The sequence below is a fragment of the Rhodococcus sp. Leaf225 genome (genome assembly GCF_001426145.1).
GTDB lineage: Bacteria > Actinomycetota > Actinomycetes > Mycobacteriales > Mycobacteriaceae > Rhodococcoides.
The window spans coordinates 417,011-438,754 of sequence record NZ_LMRN01000009.1 but is presented as its reverse complement, the minus strand read 5'-3'; the positions used below and the strand labels follow the sequence as shown (position 1 = coordinate 438,754).

Annotated in this window: 20 protein-coding genes; 7 read left to right on the top strand and 13 right to left on the bottom strand. The window is 68.5% G+C overall.

All coding sequences use genetic code 11. From position 1 onward, the window contains the following. Positions 1–41: 41 nt before the first annotated feature. Together ASG69_RS06375 and ASG69_RS06370 are read right to left on the bottom strand one after the other, a co-directional pair. Positions 42–1,247 carry an O-succinylhomoserine sulfhydrylase gene (locus tag ASG69_RS06375; RefSeq protein WP_027506211.1) on the bottom strand — a complete coding sequence of 402 codons (1,206 nt, stop codon included), beginning with the start codon at positions 1,245–1,247 and terminating at the stop codon, positions 42–44. After that, positions 1,247–1,657, bottom strand: coding sequence for a rhodanese-like domain-containing protein (locus ASG69_RS06370; RefSeq protein ID WP_056441350.1), 411 nt, complete (start codon positions 1,655–1,657; stop codon positions 1,247–1,249). Before ASG69_RS06370 ends, ASG69_RS06375 begins: the two co-directional genes overlap by 1 nt. An 82-nt stretch (positions 1,658–1,739) precedes the next feature. On the opposite strand from ASG69_RS06370, the gene ASG69_RS06365 reads away from it, so the two are divergent. Beyond that, complete coding sequence (locus tag ASG69_RS06365) at positions 1,740–3,455, top strand: MDR family MFS transporter (RefSeq protein WP_082544291.1); 1,716 nt, start codon at positions 1,740–1,742, stop codon at positions 3,453–3,455. Between the two features lie 6 nt (positions 3,456–3,461). Here the strand turns inward: ASG69_RS06365 and ASG69_RS06360 are convergent, their stop codons facing one another. Both ASG69_RS06360 and ASG69_RS06355 read right to left on the bottom strand, forming a co-directional pair. Next, on the bottom strand, positions 3,462–3,863 hold the full coding sequence (locus ASG69_RS06360) for an Rv0361 family membrane protein (protein WP_056441349.1): 402 nt from the start codon (positions 3,861–3,863) through the stop codon (positions 3,462–3,464). Between the two features lie 27 nt (positions 3,864–3,890). After that, positions 3,891–4,970 carry an alkene reductase gene (locus tag ASG69_RS06355; protein ID WP_268788549.1) on the bottom strand — a complete coding sequence of 360 codons (1,080 nt, stop codon included), beginning with the start codon at positions 4,968–4,970 and terminating at the stop codon, positions 3,891–3,893. 267 nt (positions 4,971–5,237) lie between these two features. Between ASG69_RS06355 and ASG69_RS06350 the strand changes: the two genes are divergently transcribed. Next, positions 5,238–6,617 carry an FAD-dependent oxidoreductase gene (locus tag ASG69_RS06350; protein WP_027506208.1) on the top strand — a complete coding sequence of 460 codons (1,380 nt, stop codon included), beginning with the start codon at positions 5,238–5,240 and terminating at the stop codon, positions 6,615–6,617. Between the two features lie 54 nt (positions 6,618–6,671). Here the strand turns inward: ASG69_RS06350 and ASG69_RS06345 are convergent, their stop codons facing one another. After that, positions 6,672–7,541, bottom strand: a complete 870-nt coding sequence (locus ASG69_RS06345) for an SMP-30/gluconolactonase/LRE family protein (protein WP_027506207.1) — start codon at positions 7,539–7,541, stop codon at positions 6,672–6,674. Between the two features lie 77 nt (positions 7,542–7,618). Between ASG69_RS06345 and ASG69_RS06340 the strand changes: the two genes are divergently transcribed. Then, positions 7,619–8,353, top strand: a complete 735-nt coding sequence (locus ASG69_RS06340; RefSeq protein ID WP_056441345.1) for an amidohydrolase family protein — start codon at positions 7,619–7,621, stop codon at positions 8,351–8,353. Here ASG69_RS06340 and ASG69_RS06335 read toward each other — a convergent pair. Both ASG69_RS06335 and purT read right to left on the bottom strand, forming a co-directional pair. Next, positions 8,350–8,832, bottom strand: a complete 483-nt coding sequence (locus tag ASG69_RS06335; protein ID WP_027506205.1) for a DUF456 domain-containing protein — start codon at positions 8,830–8,832, stop codon at positions 8,350–8,352. The genes ASG69_RS06340 and ASG69_RS06335 overlap by 4 nt on opposite strands. Next, entirely contained in the window at positions 8,829–10,058 is a 1,230-nt protein-coding gene (purT, locus tag ASG69_RS06330; protein WP_056441342.1) for a formate-dependent phosphoribosylglycinamide formyltransferase, read from the bottom strand. The genes ASG69_RS06335 and purT overlap by 4 nt, the downstream gene beginning before the upstream one ends. Here purT and ASG69_RS06325 point away from each other — a divergent pair. The 4 genes from ASG69_RS06325 to ASG69_RS06310 all read left to right on the top strand — a co-directional run bounded on the left by ASG69_RS06325 (position 10,057) and on the right by ASG69_RS06310 (position 14,344). After that, positions 10,057–10,629: a DinB family protein gene (locus ASG69_RS06325; RefSeq protein ID WP_200933792.1), complete on the top strand. Its 573-nt coding sequence runs from the start codon at positions 10,057–10,059 to the stop codon at positions 10,627–10,629. The two genes, purT and ASG69_RS06325, sit on opposite strands and share 2 nt — an antisense overlap. Positions 10,630–10,691: 62 nt before the next feature. Continuing rightward, positions 10,692–11,780: a CaiB/BaiF CoA transferase family protein gene (locus ASG69_RS06320; RefSeq protein ID WP_056441338.1), complete on the top strand. Its 1,089-nt coding sequence runs from the start codon at positions 10,692–10,694 to the stop codon at positions 11,778–11,780. Further along, positions 11,781–12,383, top strand: a complete 603-nt coding sequence (locus tag ASG69_RS06315; protein WP_056441334.1) for a class I SAM-dependent methyltransferase — start codon at positions 11,781–11,783, stop codon at positions 12,381–12,383. Positions 12,384–12,508: 125 nt separating this feature from the next. Beyond that, complete coding sequence (locus ASG69_RS06310; protein WP_027506200.1) at positions 12,509–14,344, top strand: acyl-CoA dehydrogenase; 1,836 nt, start codon at positions 12,509–12,511, stop codon at positions 14,342–14,344. 143 nt (positions 14,345–14,487) lie between these two features. Here the strand turns inward: ASG69_RS06310 and ASG69_RS06305 are convergent, their stop codons facing one another. The 6 genes from ASG69_RS06305 to ASG69_RS06280 all read right to left on the bottom strand — a co-directional run bounded on the left by ASG69_RS06305 (position 14,488) and on the right by ASG69_RS06280 (position 21,606). Continuing rightward, positions 14,488–15,363, bottom strand: coding sequence for a hypothetical protein (locus tag ASG69_RS06305; RefSeq protein ID WP_056441330.1), 876 nt, complete (start codon positions 15,361–15,363; stop codon positions 14,488–14,490). Between the two features lie 217 nt (positions 15,364–15,580). Continuing rightward, positions 15,581–16,357 carry an HpcH/HpaI aldolase/citrate lyase family protein gene (locus ASG69_RS06300; protein ID WP_056442231.1) on the bottom strand — a complete coding sequence of 259 codons (777 nt, stop codon included), beginning with the start codon at positions 16,355–16,357 and terminating at the stop codon, positions 15,581–15,583. Positions 16,358–16,377: 20 nt separating this feature from the next. Further along, positions 16,378–16,857: a MaoC family dehydratase gene (locus tag ASG69_RS06295; protein ID WP_027506198.1), complete on the bottom strand. Its 480-nt coding sequence runs from the start codon at positions 16,855–16,857 to the stop codon at positions 16,378–16,380. Next, a complete protein-coding gene (locus tag ASG69_RS06290; RefSeq protein WP_027506197.1) occupies positions 16,854–18,023 on the bottom strand; it encodes an acyl-CoA dehydrogenase family protein in 1,170 nt (389 codons plus the stop codon). The genes ASG69_RS06295 and ASG69_RS06290 overlap by 4 nt, the downstream gene beginning before the upstream one ends. Further along, positions 18,020–20,014, bottom strand: coding sequence for an acetyl-CoA carboxylase biotin carboxylase subunit (locus tag ASG69_RS06285; RefSeq protein WP_056442229.1), 1,995 nt, complete (start codon positions 20,012–20,014; stop codon positions 18,020–18,022). Before ASG69_RS06285 ends, ASG69_RS06290 begins: the two co-directional genes overlap by 4 nt. Before the next feature lie 5 nt (positions 20,015–20,019). Then, positions 20,020–21,606: a carboxyl transferase domain-containing protein gene (locus ASG69_RS06280; RefSeq protein WP_056442225.1), complete on the bottom strand. Its 1,587-nt coding sequence runs from the start codon at positions 21,604–21,606 to the stop codon at positions 20,020–20,022. Positions 21,607–21,744 lie beyond the last annotated feature (138 nt).

Genomic DNA, 21,744 nt, shown 5'->3' with positions numbered 1-21,744 from the left:
GCGGCTCAGCGCACCGAAGCCGGCCGTTGATGCACTCGGCTCTACCGGGCGAGCGCTCCCGCCAGATCGCCGAGCAGGTCCTCGAGGTCCTCCAGGCCCACGGAGATGCGCACGACTCCGTCCGTGATGCCCACGGCTGCACGGCCTTCCGGACCCATGGCCCGGTGGGTGGTGGTGGCGGGGTGCGTCGTCATCGACTTCGCGTCGCCGAGGTTGTTGGAGATGTCGATGATGCGCAGCTTGTTCAGGAACTCGAAGGCGCGCGCCTTGCCGCCCTCGAGCTCGAACGTGACGACGGTACCGCCGCCGCTCATCTGCGAGACCGCGAGATCGTGCTGGGGGTGCGACGGCAGGTACGGGTACTTCACCCATCCGATACCCGGCTGCGCCTCGAGGAACTCCGCGACGGCCAGCGCCGAGGCGTTCATGTGCCGCACGCGGAGCGGCATCGTCTCGAGACCCTTCAGCAGAGTCCAGGCGTTGAACGGGCTCAGCGCGGGACCGGTGTGGCGCATGAGCGTCTGCACAGGACCGTCGATGTACTCCTTCGATCCTAGGATGGCGCCCCCGAGCACGCGCCCCTGTCCGTCGATGTGCTTGGTCCCCGAGTACACCACCACGTCGGCACCGAGGTCGAAGCTGCGCTGCAGCACGGGCGTCGCGAAGACGTTGTCCAGCACCACCTTCGCACCGGCCGCATGCGCCATCTCGGTCACGCGCCGGACGTCGACGAGCGACTGCATAGGGTTGGACGGCGTCTCGAAGAACACCGCGGTGGTGGGCACGGCGAGCGCCTGTTCCCACTGGTCCAGGTCGTCGCCGTCGACGAAGACGGTCTCGACTCCCCAACGCGGCAGGATCTCGTTGCACACGACGAAGCACGAGCCGAACAGGCTCCGCGCCGCGACGAGTCGGTCGCCGGCCTTCAGCAGCGCTCCGAGCCCGGTGAAGACCGCGGACATCCCGCTCGAGGTGCCGAAGGCCGCCTCGGCGCCGTCGAGCAACCGCAGCCGCTCCTCGAACATGGTGACGGTCGGGTTGCCGTAGCGCGAGTAGACGAAGTGGTCGATGTCGCCGGTGAACGCCTGCTCGGCGGCCTCGGCACTCTCGTACACGAAACCCGAACTGAGATAGAGGGCCTCGGCGTTCTCCTCGAACCCCGAGCGGTTCAGACCGCCGCGGACACCGAGAGTTCCCTGCCCGACCCCGTCGGGCAGGGGCTTGGAGAACCCGCCGCCGGTGGGGATCACTTCTGCCGCCAGGGCAGTCCGACGGCGCGCCACCCGGCACTGCCGCGGTGTCCCTCGGCGTCGGTCGCGCCCTCGAAGCCGTCGAGCACGTTGTAGGCGGGTCCGAGCCCCGCAGCGGTCGCGGCCTCGGCGGCACCGATGGACCGCTGACCGGAGCGACACAGGAAGACCACAGGGCCCTTGTCGACCCCGGCGGCACGGACCTCGTCGACGAAGTTCTCGTTCTTCGCGCCGTCCGGGTAGCCGACCCACTCGACGAAGGCCGTCGGCTTGTCCAGCGACGAGATGTCCGGGACACCCACGTAGCTCCACTCGGCGTGGGTGCGGACGTCGACGAGCGAGGCCTCCGGATCGGTGCTGAGAAGTTCCCAGGCCTGCTCGGGCGTGATGTCTCCTGCGTAGCTCACGACGCCAGTTTCTCACATGGTCGGCTCGGCCCGATATGTCCGATAGTCGCAGCGTACGGCCTCGAGGGGGCAAGATGAGCCGATGACGGACGACACACTGCGCCCTGCGACGGGCGTCGGCTCACCACAGCCGGACACGAGCAGCGACACGGGGCAGTTCACCCATCGCCAGATCATGACGATCATCTCCGGTCTGATGCTCGGCATGTTCCTGGCCGCGCTCGACCAGACGATCGTCTCGACGTCCATCCGCACCATCGCGGACGACCTGCAGGGCTTCTCCGTTCAGGCGTGGGTCACCACGGCGTACCTGATCACGGCCACCATCTCCACGCCGCTGTACGGGAAGCTCTCGGACATCTACGGGCGCAAACAGTTCTTCCTGACCGCGATCACGATCTTCGTCATCGGATCGGCGCTGTGCGGCTTCGCCACGTCGATGTACCAACTCGCGGCCTTCCGCGCGTTCCAGGGCCTCGGTGCCGGCGGCCTGTTCTCGCTCGCACTGACCATCGTCGGCGACATCGTCCCGCCGCGGGAGCGGGCCAAGTACCAGGGCTACTTCCTCGCCGTGTTCGGCACGTCCAGCGTGCTCGGTCCGGTCATCGGCGGCGTGTTGTCGGGCCAGTCCGAGATCCTGAACATCACCGGCTGGCGCTGGGTGTTCTTCGTCAACGTGCCCATCGGCATCGTCGCTCTGTTCGTCGTCGCCAAGGTGCTGAATCTGCCGCGTCGACACGGCAGCGCGGTCGTCGACTGGGGCGGCGCCGCGGCGCTGGCCGTCGGACTGGTGCCGCTGCTGATCATCGCCGAGCAGGGACGCACGTGGGGATGGGGCTCCGGGCGGGCCATGATCTGCTACACCATCGGCGTCCTCGGCATCGCGGCCTTCATCGCCATCGAGATCAGGATGAAGACAAACGCACTCATCCCGATGCGCTTCTTCCGCAACTCGACGTTCAGCGTCGGACTCGTGCTCTCGGTCATCACCGGTGCGGCGATGTTCGGCGGCATCACGCTGCTCCCCCAGTACCTGCAGGTGGTCAAGGGCTCGTCGCCGACGCTCGCCGGGTTCCAGATGCTCCCGCTGGTGCTGGGCATCATGGTCGCGTCGATCTTCTCCGGCCAGATGATCTCCCGCACGGGCCACTACCGTCCGTATCCCATCATCGGCACGACTCTCATGACGGTCTGCATGTTCGCGTTCTCGTTCATCGAGTACGACACACCGCTGTGGATGATCATGATCGCGATGTTCGGTTTCGGGTTCGGCCTGGGCAATCTGATGCAGCCTCTGACCCTCGCGATCCAGAACGCACTGCCGCCGCAGGACATGGGCGTCTCCACCTCGTCGGCCACGTTCTTCCGGCAGATCGGCGGCACCATCGGCGTCGCGGTGTTCCTGTCCCTGCTCTTCTCGCGCGTGACCGACGCCATCGCGTCGGCTCTGCGTTCCGCCGCGGAGACTCCCGAGTTCCGCGAGGCGGTGGGTCAGGCCGCGTCCAGCACCGATCCCGCGGTGTCCGGCCTCGCGCAGGGGCTCGTGCAGGGCAACGGGTCGGCCGCCGGGGGCATCCTGGACGACACCTCCTTCATCCAGAAGCTGCCCGACGCGGTGGCGGCGCCGTTCCAGATCGGATTCTCCGACGCGATGGACTCGGTCTTCGTCGTGGCCGGGTTCGTGCTGGCGCTGGCCTTCGTGATCAACCTGTTCTACAAGGAGGTCCCGTTGCGCACCCAGGGCGGCCTCGCAGCTCAGGCGTCGGAACGCACGGCGAGCAAGGACGCAGCCGAGTAGGACACGTCAGGGACTGCAGAGCAGCCAGTCGTCACCGGCCCGCACCGCGTTCCAGGTGAGGCTCTGCTCGCTGCCGTCGAGGCTGACGCGCACGTCGGCCTCGGCGGCGTCACCCTTGACCCGCACCTCCTCGATGTTCTCGAGATCCACCTCGGTGCCCGCGTCCGCCAACGGTGCGTCGGTGATGCCGGGGCACTGCAGTGCGGTGACAGCGGCGGTGTCGCCGGACTTCACAGCCTCGACGTAGGCGGCGACGGCGGTCCCGACACGCTGGTTGTCGCTGACGTTCTCGTCGGGCGACCCGGTCAGCGACAGGATCGCGATGATCACCGCCACGACGACCACCACCGCAGCGGCCGCGATGAAGGGCGCTGCGGTGGTGGGTCTCGGATCCTCTTCGGAGCTCATGCTCCGATCATGTCAGCTCGGTGCAGCTCAGCCCTCGAGCGACGGGTAATCGGTGTAGCCCTCGGCGCCGCCGCCGTAGAAGGTGCTCTCGTCGGGGGTGTTGAGCTCGGTGTCGTGGGTCCACCGGGTCACCAGGTCGGGGTTGGCGATGAACGGCCGACCCACCGTGACGGCGTCGGCGATCTCGTCGGACACCAGCTTCTCGGCCTCGTCGCGAGTGGTCATCGCGGCGAAGCCGGTGTTGAGCACGAACGGGCCGCTCCAGGCCGAACGCAGCTTGCCCAGGAACGGATCCTCGGCGTCGACGAGCACGTGCAGGTACGCCAGGCCGAGGCCGTCGATCTGCGACAGCAGCGCCTCGTAGGCACCCGTCGTGTCGTCCTCGGTGATGCCACTCGCGGTGCCTCCGGGCGAGATGCGGATGCCGACCCGGCCCGCGCCGATGGCGGCGGAGACGGCGCGCACGACCTCCACGACGAGGCGCGCACGGTTCTCGGGGCTGCCGCCGTAGGAGTCGGTGCGGTGGTTCGCGCCGTCCGCCAGGAACTGGTGGAGCAGGTAGCCGTTGGCGGCGTGCAGCTCGACACCGTCGAGACCGGCCTCGATCGCACGGGTCGAGGCGTCGACGAACACGTCGACCACGCGAGCGATCTCGTCCGCGGCGATCTCGCGCGGCGCAGGGATCTCCTTCGACCCACCCTTGGTGAACATCTCGATACCGGGCGCGATGGCGGACGGTGCGATGGCCTCGAGGCCCGAGTTGTCGGGGTGGGACACCCGACCCGCGTGCATCAGCTGGACGACGATCTTGCCGCCCTCACCGTGCACCGCGTCCGCGATCTTCGCCCAGCCGGCCTGCTGCTCGTCGGTGTGCAGGCCCGGGGTGTTGGTGTAGCCCTTGCCGACGGCGGAGGGCTGCGTTCCCTCGGACACGATGAGGCCGGCACCCGCACGTTGGCGGTAGTACTCGACGACGAGGTCACCGGGCACACCGTCGTCACCACTGCGGCTGCGCGTGAGCGGCGCCATGAAGACACGGTTGCGGGCGTGGATGTCGCCGAGTTCGAGCGGCTGGAGCAAGGGTGATTCGGGGCTGAGTTCGGTCACGTCGATCGGCCTTTCGAGGATGCTGACTGTCGAGCTGTCCTCTGACACAAGCCCGAGGGGTCCGCGATCCATGCCCGACTGTGGGCCGCATCACTCGGTGGAATCCCGATGTTCACCCGGTTCTCTGTGCACACGTCACGGCCACCTGGCGCACCGGAGGCGCCGCCTCGTCACTTATGCTGGGGTGTCCGCCTCCCTGCGGCCACGACGCCCGCTCCGAGCTCGATGGGCGGCCGGCCGACGACGATGTTAGGTAGATCCACGCTGATGACTGACCAGACCCGCCCGCTCCGAGTGGCCATCGTGGGTGCAGGCCCGGCCGGCATCTACGCCGCCGACGCGTTGATGAAGTCGGACCACAACGTCTCCGGCCCCGGCGTGAGCATCGACCTCTTCGAGCGCATGCCCGCTCCATTCGGTCTGATCCGCTACGGCGTCGCACCGGATCACCCGCGCATCAAGGGCATCATCACCGCGCTGCACAAGGTGCTCGACAAGCCGCAGGTCCGCCTGCTCGGCAACATCGACTACGGCACCGACATCGACCTCGAGACGATGCGCCGCTTCTACGACGCCGTCATCTTCTCCACCGGCGCCAACGCGGACCGCGCGCTGAACATCCCCGGCATCGACCTCGACGGCAGCTACGGCGCCGCCGACTTCGTCTCCTGGTACGACGGTCACCCCGATGTGCCGCGCACCTGGCCCCTCGACGCCGAGAAGGTCGCCGTCCTCGGCGTCGGCAACGTCGCGCTCGACGTGGCCCGCGTACTGGCCAAGACGGGTGACGAGCTGCTGCCCACCGAGATCCCCGCGAACGTCTACGAGGGCCTGAAGGCCAACAAGGCCGTCGAGGTGCACGTGTTCGGCCGCCGCGGCCCCGCCCAGGCCAAGTTCACGCCGCTCGAGCTCCGCGAGCTGGACCACTCTCCCAACATCGAGGTCATCGTCGCTCCCGAGGACATCGACTACGACGAGGGCTCGGAGAAGGCCCGCCGCGAGTCCAAGCAGGTCGACATGGTCGCGAACACGCTGCAGGACTGGGCGATCCGCGATGCCGGCGACCGCCCGCACAAGCTGTTCCTGCACTTCTTCGAGTCGCCGCACGAGGTGCTCGGCCAGGACGGCAAGGTCGTCGGACTGCGCACCGAGCGCACCGAACTCGACGGCACCGGCAATGTCAAGGGCACCGGCAACTACACCGACTGGGACGTCCAGGCCGTCTACCGCGCGGTGGGCTACCTGTCGCAGAACATCGCCGACCTCCCCTTCGACGACCTCGCGGGCACCATCCCCAACGAGGCCGGCCGCGTGAAGAACAACGACGGCACCCCCGTCGACGCCACGTACGTCACCGGCTGGATCAAGCGCGGACCCGTCGGCCTCATCGGCCACACCAAGGGTGACGCCAACGAGACCGTCGCGAACCTCCTCGCCGACGCCCCGTCGTTCGCGGGTGCCACCGACCCGTCCGAGGACGCCGTCGTCGCGTTCCTCGAGGACAAGAAGGTCCCGTTCACCACGTGGGACGGCTGGTACCGCCTCGACGCGCACGAGCGCAGCCTCGGCGAGCCGCAGGGCCGCGAGCGCGTCAAGGTCGTCGAGCGCGAGGACATGCTGCGCGCCAGCGAGCCCGACAAGGCCTGACCCCAGCACCTGACGCACCGAAGCCCCGAGGATGTCCTCGGGGCTTCGTGCGTGTCAGATCCGGACGGACAGCAGCCGTCCCTCGCGCTCGTCCTTGCGGGCGTGCTCGTTGAAATCGGGTGCGGCGCAGACGAACAGGGTGCGGCCGTCGTCGCCGCCGAACCCGCACGCGAACACCCCGGTGTCGAAGGTCAACTCGTCGACCACTCCCTCGCCCTCGCGAATCTGCACGATGCGCTGCCCCAGTGCGTCGGCCGCCCACAGCGTGCCGTCCTGCGCGAGAGCGCAACCGTCGGGCGCCACCACCACCTGGCCGATGCCCTCGGCCATGTCCGTCGACTCGGGCATCGGACCGAGCACGGCCCAGTCGCGGCGCGGTCCGAGGACACCGTCGTCGCCGATCGCGAAGGCGCTGATCCGGTTGCCGAGCGTCTCGTCGACGAGGAGATCGCCGCCTGCGGTGACGGCCATGCCGTTCGGGAAGTGCAGATCGGTGGCGTCCTCGTGCACACTGCCGTCCGGCTCGACACGCAGCAGGGAGGCCGTCTCGATGGGCGCCATGTTCATGAGATCGAATCCGAAGTTGCCGACGTAGGCGCGCCCGTCCGCATCCACGTGCATGTCGTTGGCGTTGCCGGTCGCGTGCGCGGACAGGTCCGCGTGCACCACGAGGTCGCCGTTCTCCTCGCGCCGCAGAACGGTTTGATCTCGCATCGAGACGACCAGGAGCCGACCGTCGGGAAGCCACCCGAGCCCGGACGGCTGGTGCGGCACCTCGGCCTCCACCCGGACGTCGCTGCCGTCCTCGTTCGCCGACAGCACCTGGTGGGTGTAGAAGTCGGAGACCCAGACACGACCCTCCCGCCACCGTGGGCACTCGAAGTAGGTGTAGCCCTCCAGGACCACGGTCGGCTCTGCCTTCATGTGTAGCTCCTCGCACGACGAGACGGATGATCGAATGTGACGTACGCCTCATCACATCATGAGGCATCCTGGCAGACGTGTTCGACAGCCACGTCCACATCATCGATCCGCGGTTCCCTCTCGTGTCGAACGGCGGATACGAACCCCCCGTGTTCACTGCCGACGACTATCGCGAGGAGACCGACGGACTGGGGGTCGTGGGCGGCGCCGTCATCGCCGGGTCGTTCCAGGGCAGCGACCAGAGCTTTCTGCTCGCGGCGCTGACCGAACTCGGTGACGGATGGGTGGGCGTGACACACCTGCCGTGGGACGCCGAGGACGAGGACATCATCGCGCTCGACGACGCGGGCGTCCGAGCGCTCAGATTCAATCTGCGGCGCGGCGACACCGACGTGTCGACCCTCACCGAGCAGGCCGTCCGCGCGCACGAGATCGCCGGATGGCACGCCGAGTTCTACGCGGACGCCGGATTGTTGCTGTCCCTGGAGCCGGTCCTGTCCAAACTGCCGGCCATCAGCGTCGACTACCTCGGCATGGCCGAGGACGCCATGCCGTACCTCCTCGATCTCGTCGACAGGGGAGCACGGGTCAAGGCGGCGGGCTTCGGCCGCATCGGCCACGACCCGGTGGAGGCGATGAGCAGGATCCATGCCGTCAACCCCGAGGCACTGATGTTCGGGACCGACCTGCCCGGCACGCGCTCCCCGCGACGCTTCGTCCCCTCCGACATCGACCTGGTGACCGAGGCAGTGGGCGGCGATCTCCAGAAGGTGCTGTTCAGGAACGCGAGGGCCTGGTACCGGGAGCGTTAGAGCACGATGACGGCAACGACCCACACGCCGGCCGCGAGCAGACCACCGAACAGCTCGACGAGGATCGACAGGCCCACCGCCTTGGTGGCGTGGACCGTCGACTGCCAGGCGGATCCCGACGTGCGGGCACGAGGAAGTTCCGCCAGGTACACACCGAGGGGGAACCCGAGGAAGAGTCCGACGACCGGGACGACGAAGAATCCGACGATGCCGACGACGCCGCCCGCGACTATGGAACGGGTGGGCACTCCGGCCGTCTTCAGTCGTCTGCCCGGCCACAGGTACTTGACGACGCCCGATGCCACCAGCAGCGCCGTCGCGATGCCGAACACCGTCCACGCCGATGCGGTGCCGACGACGAAGGCCCAGACGCCGATCGCGGCGAAGATCAGGACGACACCGGGGAGCACCGGGACGACGATCCCGATCAGGCCGATCAGGACGACCAGTCCGACGAGGACCTCGGCACCGGCGGTCACCGTGCCGAGACCGGACGCACGCGGCTCGCGGCGTCGCGTGCACGCTCCCGCGCGGTCTCGACGTCCGGACCGGTCGACACGGCGACGCCCATCCGGCGCTTCGCGAAGCTCTCCGGCTTGCCGAACAGGCGGATGTCGGTCTCCGGGACGCGGAGCGCCTGCTCGACGCCCTCGAAGGCGATGCCCACCTCGTCGAGACCGCCGTAGATCACCGCGGACGCGCCGGGTGTCAGCAGCGTGGTGTCCACCGGAAGCCCGAGGATGGCGCGCGCGTGCAGCTCGAACTCCGACAGCCGCTGGGTGCCGAGCGTGACCAGGCCCGTGTCGTGCGGTCGTGGGCTGACCTCGGAGAAGTACACGTCGTCGCCCTTGACGAAGAGCTCGACGCCGAAGATGCCGCGGCCGCCGAGTGCCGCGGTGACCGTGCGGGCGACCTCGCGTGCGGCGTGCAGAGCGGCCGCCGACATGGGCTGGGGCTGCCACGACTCGATGTAGTCGCCGGACTTCTGGAGGTGGCCGATGGGCTCGCAGAAGGAGGTCTCGTCGGCGCCGTTCTCGTCGACCGCGCGGACGGTGAGCTGGGTGATCTCGTAGTCGAAGTCGACGAAGCCCTCGACGATGACCCGGCCCAGCGCGACTCGTCCCCCGGCCTGAGCGTGGTCCCAGGCCCGCTGGACGTCGTCGTCGCTCGTCACGACCGACTGCCCCTTGCCCGACGACGACATCACCGGCTTGATCACTGCCGGGAAGCCCGTGTGCTCGAGCGCCGCGCGAACCTCGTCCACACTGTCGGCGAACGCGTACGGCGACGTGGGCAACCCCAGCTCCTCGGCCGCGAGCCTGCGGATGCCCTCGCGGTTCATCGTCAGCTGCGTCGCGCGCGCCGTCGGCACGACGGTGGTGACCCCGCGGTCCTCGACCACGGAGAGCGCCTCGGTGGCGATGGCCTCGATCTCCGGCACGACGAAGTGCGGCGTCTCGGACTCGATGACGGCGAGCAGGGCGTCCGGATCGCTCATGTCCACCGTGTGGGCGCGGTGCGCGACCTGATGGCCGGGGGCGTCCGCGTACCGGTCGACGGCGATCACCTCGACGCCCAGGCGCTGGAACGCGATGATCACTTCCTTGCCGAGCTCACCGGAGCCCAGCAGCATCACCTTGGTGGCCGACGGAGAAAGCGGAGTACCGATGCGGGAGGACGTCACTCTTGGAATGCTATCGGGCATGGCGGAGACCGAGGACCTGCTCACCTACCTCCAGCGAGGACGGGACGCGGTGGTGTGGAAACTCGACGGCGCGTCGGAGTACGACATCCGTCGGCCCCTCACGTCGACCGGTACCAACCTGCTGGGAATCGTGAAACACCTGGCCATGACCGAGGCGGGGTACCTCGGGTCCACGTTCGGGCGACCGTTCCCCGAACCGATCCCGTGGTCCGACCCGACACTCGAACTCAATGCCGACATGTGGGCCACACCCGACCAGTCCCGCGATTCTCTCGTCGACCTCTACCGCCGGGTGAACGCCCACGCCGACGAGACGGTGCGCACCCTCGGACCGAGAGCGGAGGGGACGGTGCCGTGGTGGACGGCGAAGAACCCCGTGACCGTCGAGTACATCCTGGTGCACCTGATCGCGGAGACACACCGCCATGCCGGCCACGCCGACATCGTGCGCGAACTCGCCGACGGCAGCGCCGGACTGGCTCCCGGCAACTCCAACCTGGCGGACGGTGACGCCGACTGGTGGGGTGACTACCGGTCGCGGGTGGACGACGCCGCGTCGGAGTTCCTCTGAGTCTCCCGACCCGCACAGTCCGGTCCTGTCGTCGGGCAGGTTCCGGTGGATAGGGTCGCGCCATGACTACTGCAGGTGGACCTCTCGCCGGAATCAAGGTCGTGGAACTCGCGGGCATCGGCCCCGGACCGCACACCGCGACGCTGCTGGCCGACCTCGGCGCCGACGTCGTGCGCGTCCAGCGTGCGGGCGCGTTGCCGGCCGAGGGATCACCGGGCGACCCCCTGCTCCGCAACCGCCGCATCGTCGAGGCGAACCTGAAGGATCCGGCCGAGCTGGAACGGGTGCTCGACCTGATCTCCCGCGCCGACGTCCTCATCGAGGGCTTCCGTCCGGGGGTCACCGAGCGCATGGGTCTGGGACCCGACGTCGTCGCCGAGCGCAACCCCGGTCTGGTCTACGGACGCATGACGGGGTGGGGCCAGGAGGGTCCGTGGTCGCAGGTCGCGGGACACGACATCAACTACATCTCGGTCACCGGAGTGCTGCACGCGATCGGACGCGAGGGTGAGCGCCCGGTACCCCCGATGAACATGGTCGGCGACTTCGGCGGTGGATCGATGTTCCTCGTCATGGGCATTCTCGCAGCGCTGGTCGAGCGCGGTCGGTCCGGGAAGGGCCAGGTGATCGACGCGGCCATGGTCGACGGCACCGTCGCGTTGTCGCACATGATCTGGGGGTGGCGCGGGATCGGCGTGTGGTCCGACGAGCGCGGCACGAACCTGCTGGACACCGGTGCCCCGTTCTACGACACGTACGAGACGTCCGACGGCAAGCACGTCGCCGTCGGCGCGCTGGAACCCCAGTTCTACGCCGCGATGCTGAAGGGACTCGGACTCGATCCGTCGGCCTTGCCGCACCAGCTCGACCGTGAGCAGTGGCCGACGCTGCGGTCGACCTTCACGGCGGTGTTCGCCTCCCGCACGCGCGACGAGTGGGCCGCCGTCTTCGACGGCACGGACGCCTGCGTCACCCCCGTGCTGACCTTCGACGAGGCCACGCGCCACCGCCACATGGCCGAACGCGGCAGCCTCATCGACATCGACGCGGTCACCCAGCACGCCCCGGCGCCGCGTTTCGGGCGTACCGCCACGTCCACGCCGGCGGGTCCGGCCCGCTCGTCCGTCGACCCCGACTCGGTCTGGACCTGAGTGGACGCCGCGGCCTGGGACGCCAAGTACGAACGCGCCGAACTCATCTGGGGCGCACCGCCGAACGACATGGTCGTCGAGTTCTGCACCTCCCTGCCGCGCGGCCGGGCGCTCGATCTCGCGTGCGGCGAGGGGCGCAACGCCCTCTGGCTCGCCACGCGCGGATGGAGTGTCGACGCCGTCGACTTCAGCAGCGTGGCGCTGACCAAGGCGGTCCGCATCGCCGCCACGGCCACCGCGTCGATCCGCGAGCGTGTGCGGTGGGTCCACGCGGACGTGACCACACTCACACCGGAGCGGAATTATGATCTCGTTGTCATCGCCTACCTGCATTTATCGCGGACCGAGCGTGAAAACGTCCTCGCGACTGCCGTCCAGGCGTTGAAACATGAGGGAATCCTCGTGATCGTGGGTCACCATTCTGCCAATCTGAAGAATGGCGTCGGCGGTCCTCAGGATCCCGAGATCCTGTACAGCCCAGACGATCTGGTCGCGGACATCGGCGACAGGATGCGCATTCTCGTCGCCGAGGACAGGGTGCGGCACGTAGGTAATTCCGCAGCGATCGACGCCCTTGTGGTGGGGCGAGTTACCGACGAGTAGACCCCTATTGGCAGTGTTCCCGATCCGGCGTAACATAGCCGTATGTTACTGGCGAGTAGGTAGCGCCGGGCCACACAGGCGGTACCGAGGCCGGACCGCACCACTGAGACGGAGAACGCATCACCATGGGTCATTACAAGAGCAATCTTCGCGATCTCGAGTTCAACCTGTTCGAGCTGTTCGCCCTGGACAAGACGCTCGAGTCCGGACAGTTCGGCGATCTCGACGTCGACACCGTGCGTGACATGCTCTCCGAGGTCCGCCGCCTCGCCGAGGGCCCGCTCGCGGAGTCCTTCGCCGACGCCGACCGCAACCCGCCGACCTTCGACCCCGAGACGCACACCGTCACCCTCCCGGAGTCGTTCAAGAAGTCGTACCGCGCGCTGCAGGAAGCCGGCTGGGACCACCTGGGCCTCGACGAGGAACTCGGCGGCATGCCGGTACCGCGCCAGGTGTTCTGGGCCGTCGCCGAGATGATCCTCGGATCGAACCCCGCCGCCTTCATGTACTCCGCCGGCCCGGGCTTCGCGCAAATCCTCTCCGACAACGGCAACGAGCAGCAGAAGAAATGGGCCGTACTCGCCTCCGAGCGCAACTGGGGCGCCACCATGGTCCTCACCGAGCCCGACGCGGGTTCGGACGTGGGCGCCGGCCGCACCAAGGCCGTCGAGCAGGCCGACGGCAGCTGGCACATCGAGGGCGTCAAGCGCTTCATCACCTCGGCCGACTCGGACGATCTCTTCGAGAACATCTTCCACCTCGTGCTCGCTCGCCCCGAGGGCGCCAAGCCGGGCACCAAGGGACTGTCGCTGTTCTTCGTCCCGAAGTTCCACTTCGACAGCGAGACCGGCGAACTCGGCGAGCGCAACGGCGTGTTCGTCACCAACGTCGAGCACAAGATGGGCCTCAAGGTCTCGGCCACCTGTGAGCTGACCCTCGGCGGACACGGCGTCCCGGCCAAGGGCTGGCTCGTCGGCGACGTCCACAACGGCATCGCGCAGATGTTCGACGTCATCGAGCACGCTCGAATGATGGTGGGCACCAAGGCCATCTCGACGCTGTCCACCGGGTACCTCACCGCGCTCGACTACGCCAAGCAGCGCATTCAGGGTGCTGACCTGACGCAGATGACCGACAAGGCCGCGCCCCGCGTCTCCATCACGCATCACCCCGACGTCCGTCGCTCGCTGATGACGCAGAAGGCGTACGCGGAGGGCCTGCGCGCGGTGTTCCTCTACACAGCCGCTCACCAGGACGAGGTTGCCGCACTGCACGTCTCGGGCGCCGACAAGGACACCGCGTTCCGCGTCAACGACCTGCTGCTCCCCATCGTCAAGGGTGTGGGTTCCGAGGTCGCGTACGAGCAGCTGGCGCAGAGCCTCCAGACGCTCGGTGGCTCCGGCTTCCTGCAGGACTACCCCATCGAGCAGTACATCCGCGATGCCAAGATCGACTCGCTGTACGAGGGCACCACGGCCATCCAGGCGCAGGACTTCTTCTTCCGCAAGATCGCCCGGGACCGCGGCGTCGCACTGGCCCACGTCGCCGGCCAGATCAAGACGTGGATCGACAGCGAGGCGGGCAACGGTCGCCTCAAGAGCGAGCGTGCCTTGCTCAACACCGCCCTCGAGGACGTGCAGGGCATGGTCGCCACACTCACGCAGCACCTCATGGGTGCCCAGGAGCAGCCGACCGAGCTGTACAAGGTCGGCCTCGGATCCGTCCGCCTGCTCATGAGCGTCGGCGACCTGATGATCGGCTGGCTGCTGCTGCGTCAGTCCGAGATCGCCATCGCCGCACTCGACAACGGCGCCGGCGAGAAGGACAAGGCGTTCTACGAGGGCAAGATCGGCGCAGCGTCGTTCTTCGCCAAGAACATCCTGCCCCGCCTGACCTCCACCCGTCAGATCCTGTCCGACCTGGACAACGACGTCATGGAGCTCGACGAAGCGGCGTTCTGATCCGCTGAATCCCCACTGCGGCCCGGCTGGTACTCCAGCCGGGCCGCAGTGCTGTTCCTGCCTGTTCCCGCACCCATGCTCGTACGCCGCACGCGTGTTGCTCGGCGAGGTCCCGTGCGGGCCACGAGCAAGGGTGCGGGAACTCAGAGGAGCGCGCGCAACCGGGCGATGAGCGCCTCGGGCCGTGCGAGATCCGCCCACGTCCAGCGCACGACGCGGAAGCCGAGCGCGCGCAATGCATCCTCGCGCCGCTTCTCCTCGAACACGGCGTCCCCGGCGTCCTGCCCGGGTCGGAGAAAGCGACCGTACTTCACGCGACCGTCGAACTCGCCGATCACATCGCCCCACAGGAAATCGACGCGCCACACCCCGATTCCCGCCTGAAGCACTGGTGGCGGGAGACCGACGCGATGGAACAGCACGCGGCTGCGCGACTCACCGACACTCCCCGAGAGCGGGTCGAGGAATGCGGCGACCCGCCTCGCGCCCGCGATGCCGTGCCGACGACTGGCCACAGCGAGTTCCTCCACCAGGGAGTCGCCCTCGATCCCCGCCGCGTCGCCCATGACCACGGCCTGCTCGAAGGGGACGGTCCGCGCCACGTCCACCAGGGTCCGAGCCGGCGACGTCACCGTGAACCCGTTCACCACGTGCACGGCGGAGCCCGGCAGCGGCGCGCAGTGCACCATCGTGTCGGCGCGCCGCCGTCCGCCGTTCCGCCGATCGCGCGTCACGTGCACCCTGGTCAGATCGACCGCCCACAGCGGCCACCCGTGCATCAGCGCTGCCGTCTGGTGGCTCATGACCGCGCCACTCGACAGCGCGGGCATCACCGCCTCGAGCAGGACGCGGTGCTTCTCGACGCGGTTCAACCCGTCGAGACGAGTCGCGTCCAGATACGCCCCGTGACCCAGTCGGGTGATGTCGCCCCTCGTGTAGAGCCGTCGCAGCTCGTTGTCGGTGTACCCGTCCTGGAGAGCGTTCTGCCGCAGCACCAGCCGTGATGCATCGAGATCCATCGGTCGAGCATGAGCGGGTCCCCGCCCCGGCGATACCCGCTCGGCCGGCATCCTGTGGACAGCGCGCGGTCCGTCCACAGGCCAGTTCACCCGTTCCCGCACCGATGCTTGCGCGACGCACGCGTGTTGCTCGGCGAGGTCGGGTGCGGGACGGGACGGGAGGAAGGGTGCGGGAACGCCGGATCCAGCCCCTTCGTACCACCGCGACACCGACTCGCTAGCCGAGTCCCCGCAGGATGCGGTCGGCGTGCCGGATCACCGGCGCGTCGACCATCCTGCCGTCGACGGTGAACACTCCGCGCTCGGTGGCGGCGGCAGCCACGACCCGACGGGCCCAGTCCACCTGATCGGCTGTGGGGGTGTAACACTCGCGGATCACGGCGGCCTGCGTCGGGTGCAGCGCCACCTTGGCGTCGAACCCCACCGCGACGGCGTCCTCCGACTCGGCGCGCAGTCCGTCGAGATCGGCGATGTCCAGATACACCGAGTCCAGAGCCTGGCGCCCGAAGGCCTTGGCCGCCAGCAGAGCGGTCGAGCGTGCGTGCACGGCCACGTCGCGATACGACCCGTCGCCGCGACGCGAGGACGCTCCGCCGAGCGCGGCCACCAGGTCCTCGGCGCCCCACATCATGCCCTCGCACCCGTCGGCTGCGCAGATCTCCGCAGCGTGCAGGATCCCGAGTGGGGTCTCGACGAGGGCGACCACCGATCGTGGAGCCAGTGCCGAGACGTCCTGCGCCGATTCACACTTGGGCACCATCACGCGGTGGTAGACCGTCTCGGACAGGGCTGCCAGATCAGCCTCGAAGTACGGCGTCGATCGCGCGTTGACGCGGATCACGGTGCGGTCCGGATCGAGTGGGGTGTCGACGACGGCCTGCCGCGCCGCTTCCTTGTCACCGGGGGCCACCGCGTCCTCGAGGTCCAGGATCACCACGTCTGCTGCCGCGGCGGCCTTCCGGTAGCGCTCGGGCCTGTCGGCCGGGCAGAACATCCAGACCGGACCGAGCCCCGTCACGACGCGGGAGCCATCCGGACGAGGGTCTTCCGCACGGCGCGCGCGACGACGTCGCCGTGCTGATTGCGGCCCGTGTGCTCGAACGTCACGACACCTTCTCCGGGTCTCGACGCCGACTCTCGCTTGTCCGCGATCACCGTCTCGCCGTAGAGGGTGTCACCGTGCAGCATCGGCTTCGGGAAGCTGATCTCCGAGAACCCGAGGTTCGCGACGATGGTGCCCTGCGTCAGCTGGGCGACGGAGAGCCCGACCAGCGTGGAGAGCGTCCACATCGAGTTCACGAGCCGCTCCCCGAACGCGGTGTCCACGCTGTACGCGGCGTCGAGATGCAGCGCCTGCGTGTTCATCGTGAGGGTGGTGAACAGGACGTTGTCCGCCTCGGTGACGGTGCGCCCGGGCCGGTGCTCGTAGACGGTGCCCACCGTCATCTCGTCGAACCACAGGCCGCGCTGGACGATGCGCTCCGGTTCGGTCACAGCCCCACCTGGCGCGCGATCAGCATCAGCTGCACCTCCGTGGTGCCCTCGCCGATCTCGAGGATCTTGCTGTCGCGGTAGTGCCGCGCGACCGTGTACTCGTTCATGAACCCGTAGCCGCCGTGCACCTGCGTGGCGTCGCGCGCGTTGTCCATCGCGGCCTCCGACGAGATCAGCTTGGCGATGGCCGCTTCCTTCTTGAAGGGCTTGCCCGCCGACATGAGCGCTGCAGCGTCGTAGTAGGCGGTCCGGGCGGCGTAGGCGCGCGCCTCCATGCGGGCGATCTTGAATGCGATGGCCTGGTTCCGGCCGATGGCGGTACCGAACGCCTCGCGCTCCTTCGCGTACTTCACACTCTCGTCGACGCACCCCTGCGCCACACCGACGGCGAGCGCAGCGATGGCGATACGGCCCTCGTCGAGGATCTGCAGGAACCCGGCGTAACCACGGCCCTCGTCGCCGAGCAGATTCTCCAGCGGCACACGAACATCGGTGAACGACAGGGGGTGAGTGTCCGAGGCGTTCCACCCGACCTTGTCGTACGCGGGACCGGCCTCGAAGCCGGGGGTGTCCGTCGGCACGATGATCGAGGAGATCTGCTTGCGCCCGGAGGCATCGGTTCCGGTCACGGCGGTCACCGTCACCAGCTCGGTGATGTCGGTGCCGGAGTTCGTGATGAACTGCTTCGACCCGTTGATCACCCAGTGATCACCGTCGCGCACCGCGGTGGTGCGCGTACCGCCGGCGTCGCTGCCGGCACCGGGCTCGGTGAGGCCGAACGCGCCGAGCGCCCGGCCCGACGTCAGCTTGGGGAGCCACTCCTTCTTCTGCGCGTCCGTACCGAAGCGGTACACGGGCATCGCGCCCAGGGAGACACCGGCTTCGAGCGTGATCGCGACGCTCTGATCCACCTTGCCCAGCTCCTCGAGGGCGAGGCACAGCGCGAAGTAGTCGCCGCCCATGCCGCCGTACTCCTCGGGGAACGGCAGTCCGAACAGTCCCATGTCCGCCATGCCGCGGACCACCTCGTAGGGAAACGTGTGGTCGCGATCGTGCTGCGCGGCGACGGGCGCCACCACGGTGCGAGCGAAGTCGCGCACCGAGGCGATCAGCTGCTGGTGCTCGTCGGACAACAGGCTGTGTCCCGCGACGGTCGATGTGCTCATGCTGCATCCTCTTTCGGGTCCGTGGTCATGCGTGCGAGTACCTGGTTCACGGCGACCTGGTCGCCTGTCGCCACCGTCACCTCGACGATGCCGTCCGCGGGAGCAGTGAGGGCGTGCTCCATCTTCATGGCCTCCACGACCACGAGAACGGTTCCGGCCGTGACGGTGTCACCGTTCGCCACCTCGACGGCGATCACGGTGCCCGGCATGGGGCTGCGCACCGTGTCCTCGAGCTCCGCCTCGCCCCCGCCGGCGAGGTCGATCTCCGCGGCGGGGCGCAGATGCCACACACCACCGGAAGCCGCGAGCCAGAGCCCGTCCGCGTCCCGCGCAGCCCTGTACGTCGTCCGGCGACCGTCGATCGCGACCACGAGAGTCGCACCGTCGAGAGTCACCATCAGCGACCGAGCATCTCCGCCGTCGACGTTCACCGCCGCGTCGCCCGGCGACCCGGTCACCGCGACGGTGCGCCGCCGCCCGGCGTCCTCGACGAGGACTGTCGTCGGTACGCTCCGACCACCGAGACGCCACCCGTTCGGAACAGTCCACGCGCCGGCGTCCTGCGCGGGCCAGGCTGCGCACCAATCGAACACGGCTGCGGCGGCGATGACCTCGTCCGTCGCGACGGGCGCCGCGTAGTCGGGTGCGACCCGGTCCAGCAGGCCCGTGTCCAGACGGCCGGCGGCGACGTCGGGATCGGCCAGCAGGTACGAGAGAAAGTCGATGTTGGTGCCCACGCCGAGCACCGCCGTCTCGCCGAGCGCCCGCCGCAGGATGCGCAGTGCCTCGGCGCGGTCCCGACCGTGCGCGATGACCTTGGCCAGCATCGGGTCGTAGTCGCTGCCCACCACCGTGTCCGGTGCGAGCGACGAGTCCACGCGGACACCGGTGCCCGCCGGTTCGTGCAGTCCGATCACGCGGCCGCCGGTGGGCAGGAAGCCATGGCCCGGATCCTCCGCGTAGACACGCGCCTCGATCGCGTGACCGGTCAACGTCACATCCTCCTGCTGCAGCGGCAGCGTGTCGCCCGCTGCCATCCGTATCTGCAGCTCCACGAGATCGATGCCGGTGACCTCCTCGGTCACCGGATGCTCCACCTGCAGACGGGTGTTCATCTCCATGAAGAAGAAGTCGTCGGGCGCGTCGGCGGAGACGATGAACTCGACGGTGCCGGCGCCGACGTAGTCGACACTGCGCGCGGTCGCACACGCGGCCTCGCCGATCCGCGCGCGCGTCACCTCGTCGAGCAACGGCGACGGCGCCTCCTCGATCACCTTCTGGTGACGGCGCTGCAGCGAGCACTCGCGCTCACCGAGATGGATCACGTGGCCGTGGGCGTCCGCCATCACCTGCACCTCGATGTGCCGGGGACGCAACACGAATCGTTCGAGGAAGAGGGTGTCGTCGCCGAACGATGACGCCGCCTCTCGCCTGGCCCGCACCAGTGCCGCCGCCAGGTCCTCGGCTCGTTCGACCAGATGCATGCCCTTGCCGCCACCACCGGCCGACGGCTTGATCAGCACGGGGTAGCCGATGTCGCCCGCGGCCGCGATCAGTTCGTCGTCCGTGAGTCCGGGTTCCGCGATACCGGGCACCACCGGCACGTCGAACGCGGAGACCGCCTTCTTCGCCGTGATCTTGTCGCCCATGGTCTCGATCGCACGTGTCGGCGGGCCGATGAACGTGATGCCGTTCTTCTCGCACGCCGCCGCGAATGCCGCATTCTCCGAGAGGAACCCGTATCCGGGGTGGATCGCGTCGGCGCCGCTGGCGAGAGCCGCGTCGATCACCTTGTCGATGTTCAGATAGCTCTCGCGTGCGGGCGCCGGACCCAGTCGTACCGCGGTGTCCGCGGAGCGCACGTGCAGCGCGTCGGCGTCCGCGTCGCTGTACACCGCGACGGAGCGAATTCCCATGGTGCGCAGTGTCCGGAACACCCGGACGGCGATCTCACCGCGATTCGCGACGAGCACCGTGTCGATCGTGGTCATCACACTCACATCCTGAAGACGCCGTAGGACACCGGCTCGAGCGGCGCGTTGGCGCACACCGACAGAGCAAGTGAGAGAACAGTTCTGGTGTCGGCCGGATCGATGATGCCGTCGTCCCACAGCCGCGCCGTCGAGTGGTACGGGTTGCCCTGCTCCTCGTACTGACGGCGGATGGGTTCCTTGAACCGCTCCTGCTCGTCCTCGGTCCACGGCTCGCCGGACGCCGACCGCTGATCGCTGCGCACGGTCGCGAGCACCGACGCCGCCTGCTCCCCGCCCATGACGGAGATGCGCGCGTTCGGCCACATCCACAGGAAGCGGGGCGAGTACGCGCGTCCGCACATCGAGTAGTTGCCCGCGCCGTAGGACCCGCCGATGACGACCGTCAGCTTCGGCACCCGGGCACAGGCCACCGCGGTGACCATCTTCGCGCCGTGCTTGGCGATGCCCCCGGCCTCGTACTCGCGGCCGACCATGAACCCGGTGATGTTCTGCAGGAACAGCAACGGCACCGACCGCTTGTCGCACAGCTCGATGAAATGTGCTCCCTTGACGGCGGATTCACCGAACAGGACACCGTTGTTGGCGACGATGCCGACCGGGTGTCCGTTGATGTGGGCGAAACCGGTGACCAGCGTGGTGCCGTACTCGGCCTTGAACTCCTGGAACTGCCCACCGTCCACCAGGCGGGTGATCACCTCGTGCACGTCGTACGGGGTGCGCGGATCTGTCGGCACCACGTCGTACAGCTCCGACTGGTCGCTCGCAGGCAACGGTGTGCGTACCTCCCACGGCGACGGCGTGCGGGGGCCGAGGGTGGCCACGATCGCGCGGACCCGGCGGAGCGCGTCACGATCGTCGGTCGCGAGGTGATCCGTCACGCCCGAGATCTTGGAGTGGACGTCGCCGCCACCGAGGTCCTCGGCCGTGACCACCTCGCCGGTGGCCGCCTTCACCAGCGGCGGTCCACCCAGGAAGATGGTGCCCTGGTTGCGGACGATGATCGCCTCGTCGCTCATCGCGGGCACGTACGCGCCACCGGCGGTGCAGGACCCCATCACCGCCGCGATCTGGGCGATGCCCTTCGCACTCATCGTCGCCTGGTTGAAGAAGATCCGGCCGAAGTGTTCCCGGTCGGGGAACACGTCGTCCTGCATCGGCAGGAACGCGCCACCCGAGTCGACGAGGTACACGCAGGGCAGCCGGTTCTGCAGGGCGATCTCCTGCGCGCGCAGATGCTTCTTGACGGTCATCGGGTAGTACGTGCCGCCCTTGACCGTGGCGTCGTTGGCCACGACCATCACCTCGCGGCCCGACACCCGGCCGATTCCGGCGATCACACCAGCGCCCGGGCACGCATCGTCGTACATGCCGTTCGCGGCCAGCGGGGCGATCTCGAGGAACGGGCTGCCGTCGTCGAGCAGCGTGTCGACACGGTCGCGCGGAAGCAGCTTGCCGCGGGAGACATGGCGCTCTCGGGAGGCGTCACTGCCGCCGCGGGCAGCGGCCGCCATGGCTCGGTGCAGCTCGTCGACCAGCGCGAGGTGGTCGTCCCGCCTGCTCGTGCGCTCGGTTCGAGCACCGTCCAGCATCGTCATCGCTCAGCCCGTCCGTCAGTTAACACTCACTAACCAGGACAGTAAACGATGATTAACTGAAAGTCCACGGCGGATGCGTGGATCGCCAGGCGCGCGTGCGGAGCCACCCGATCGCTCGGGAATCTGCGGATC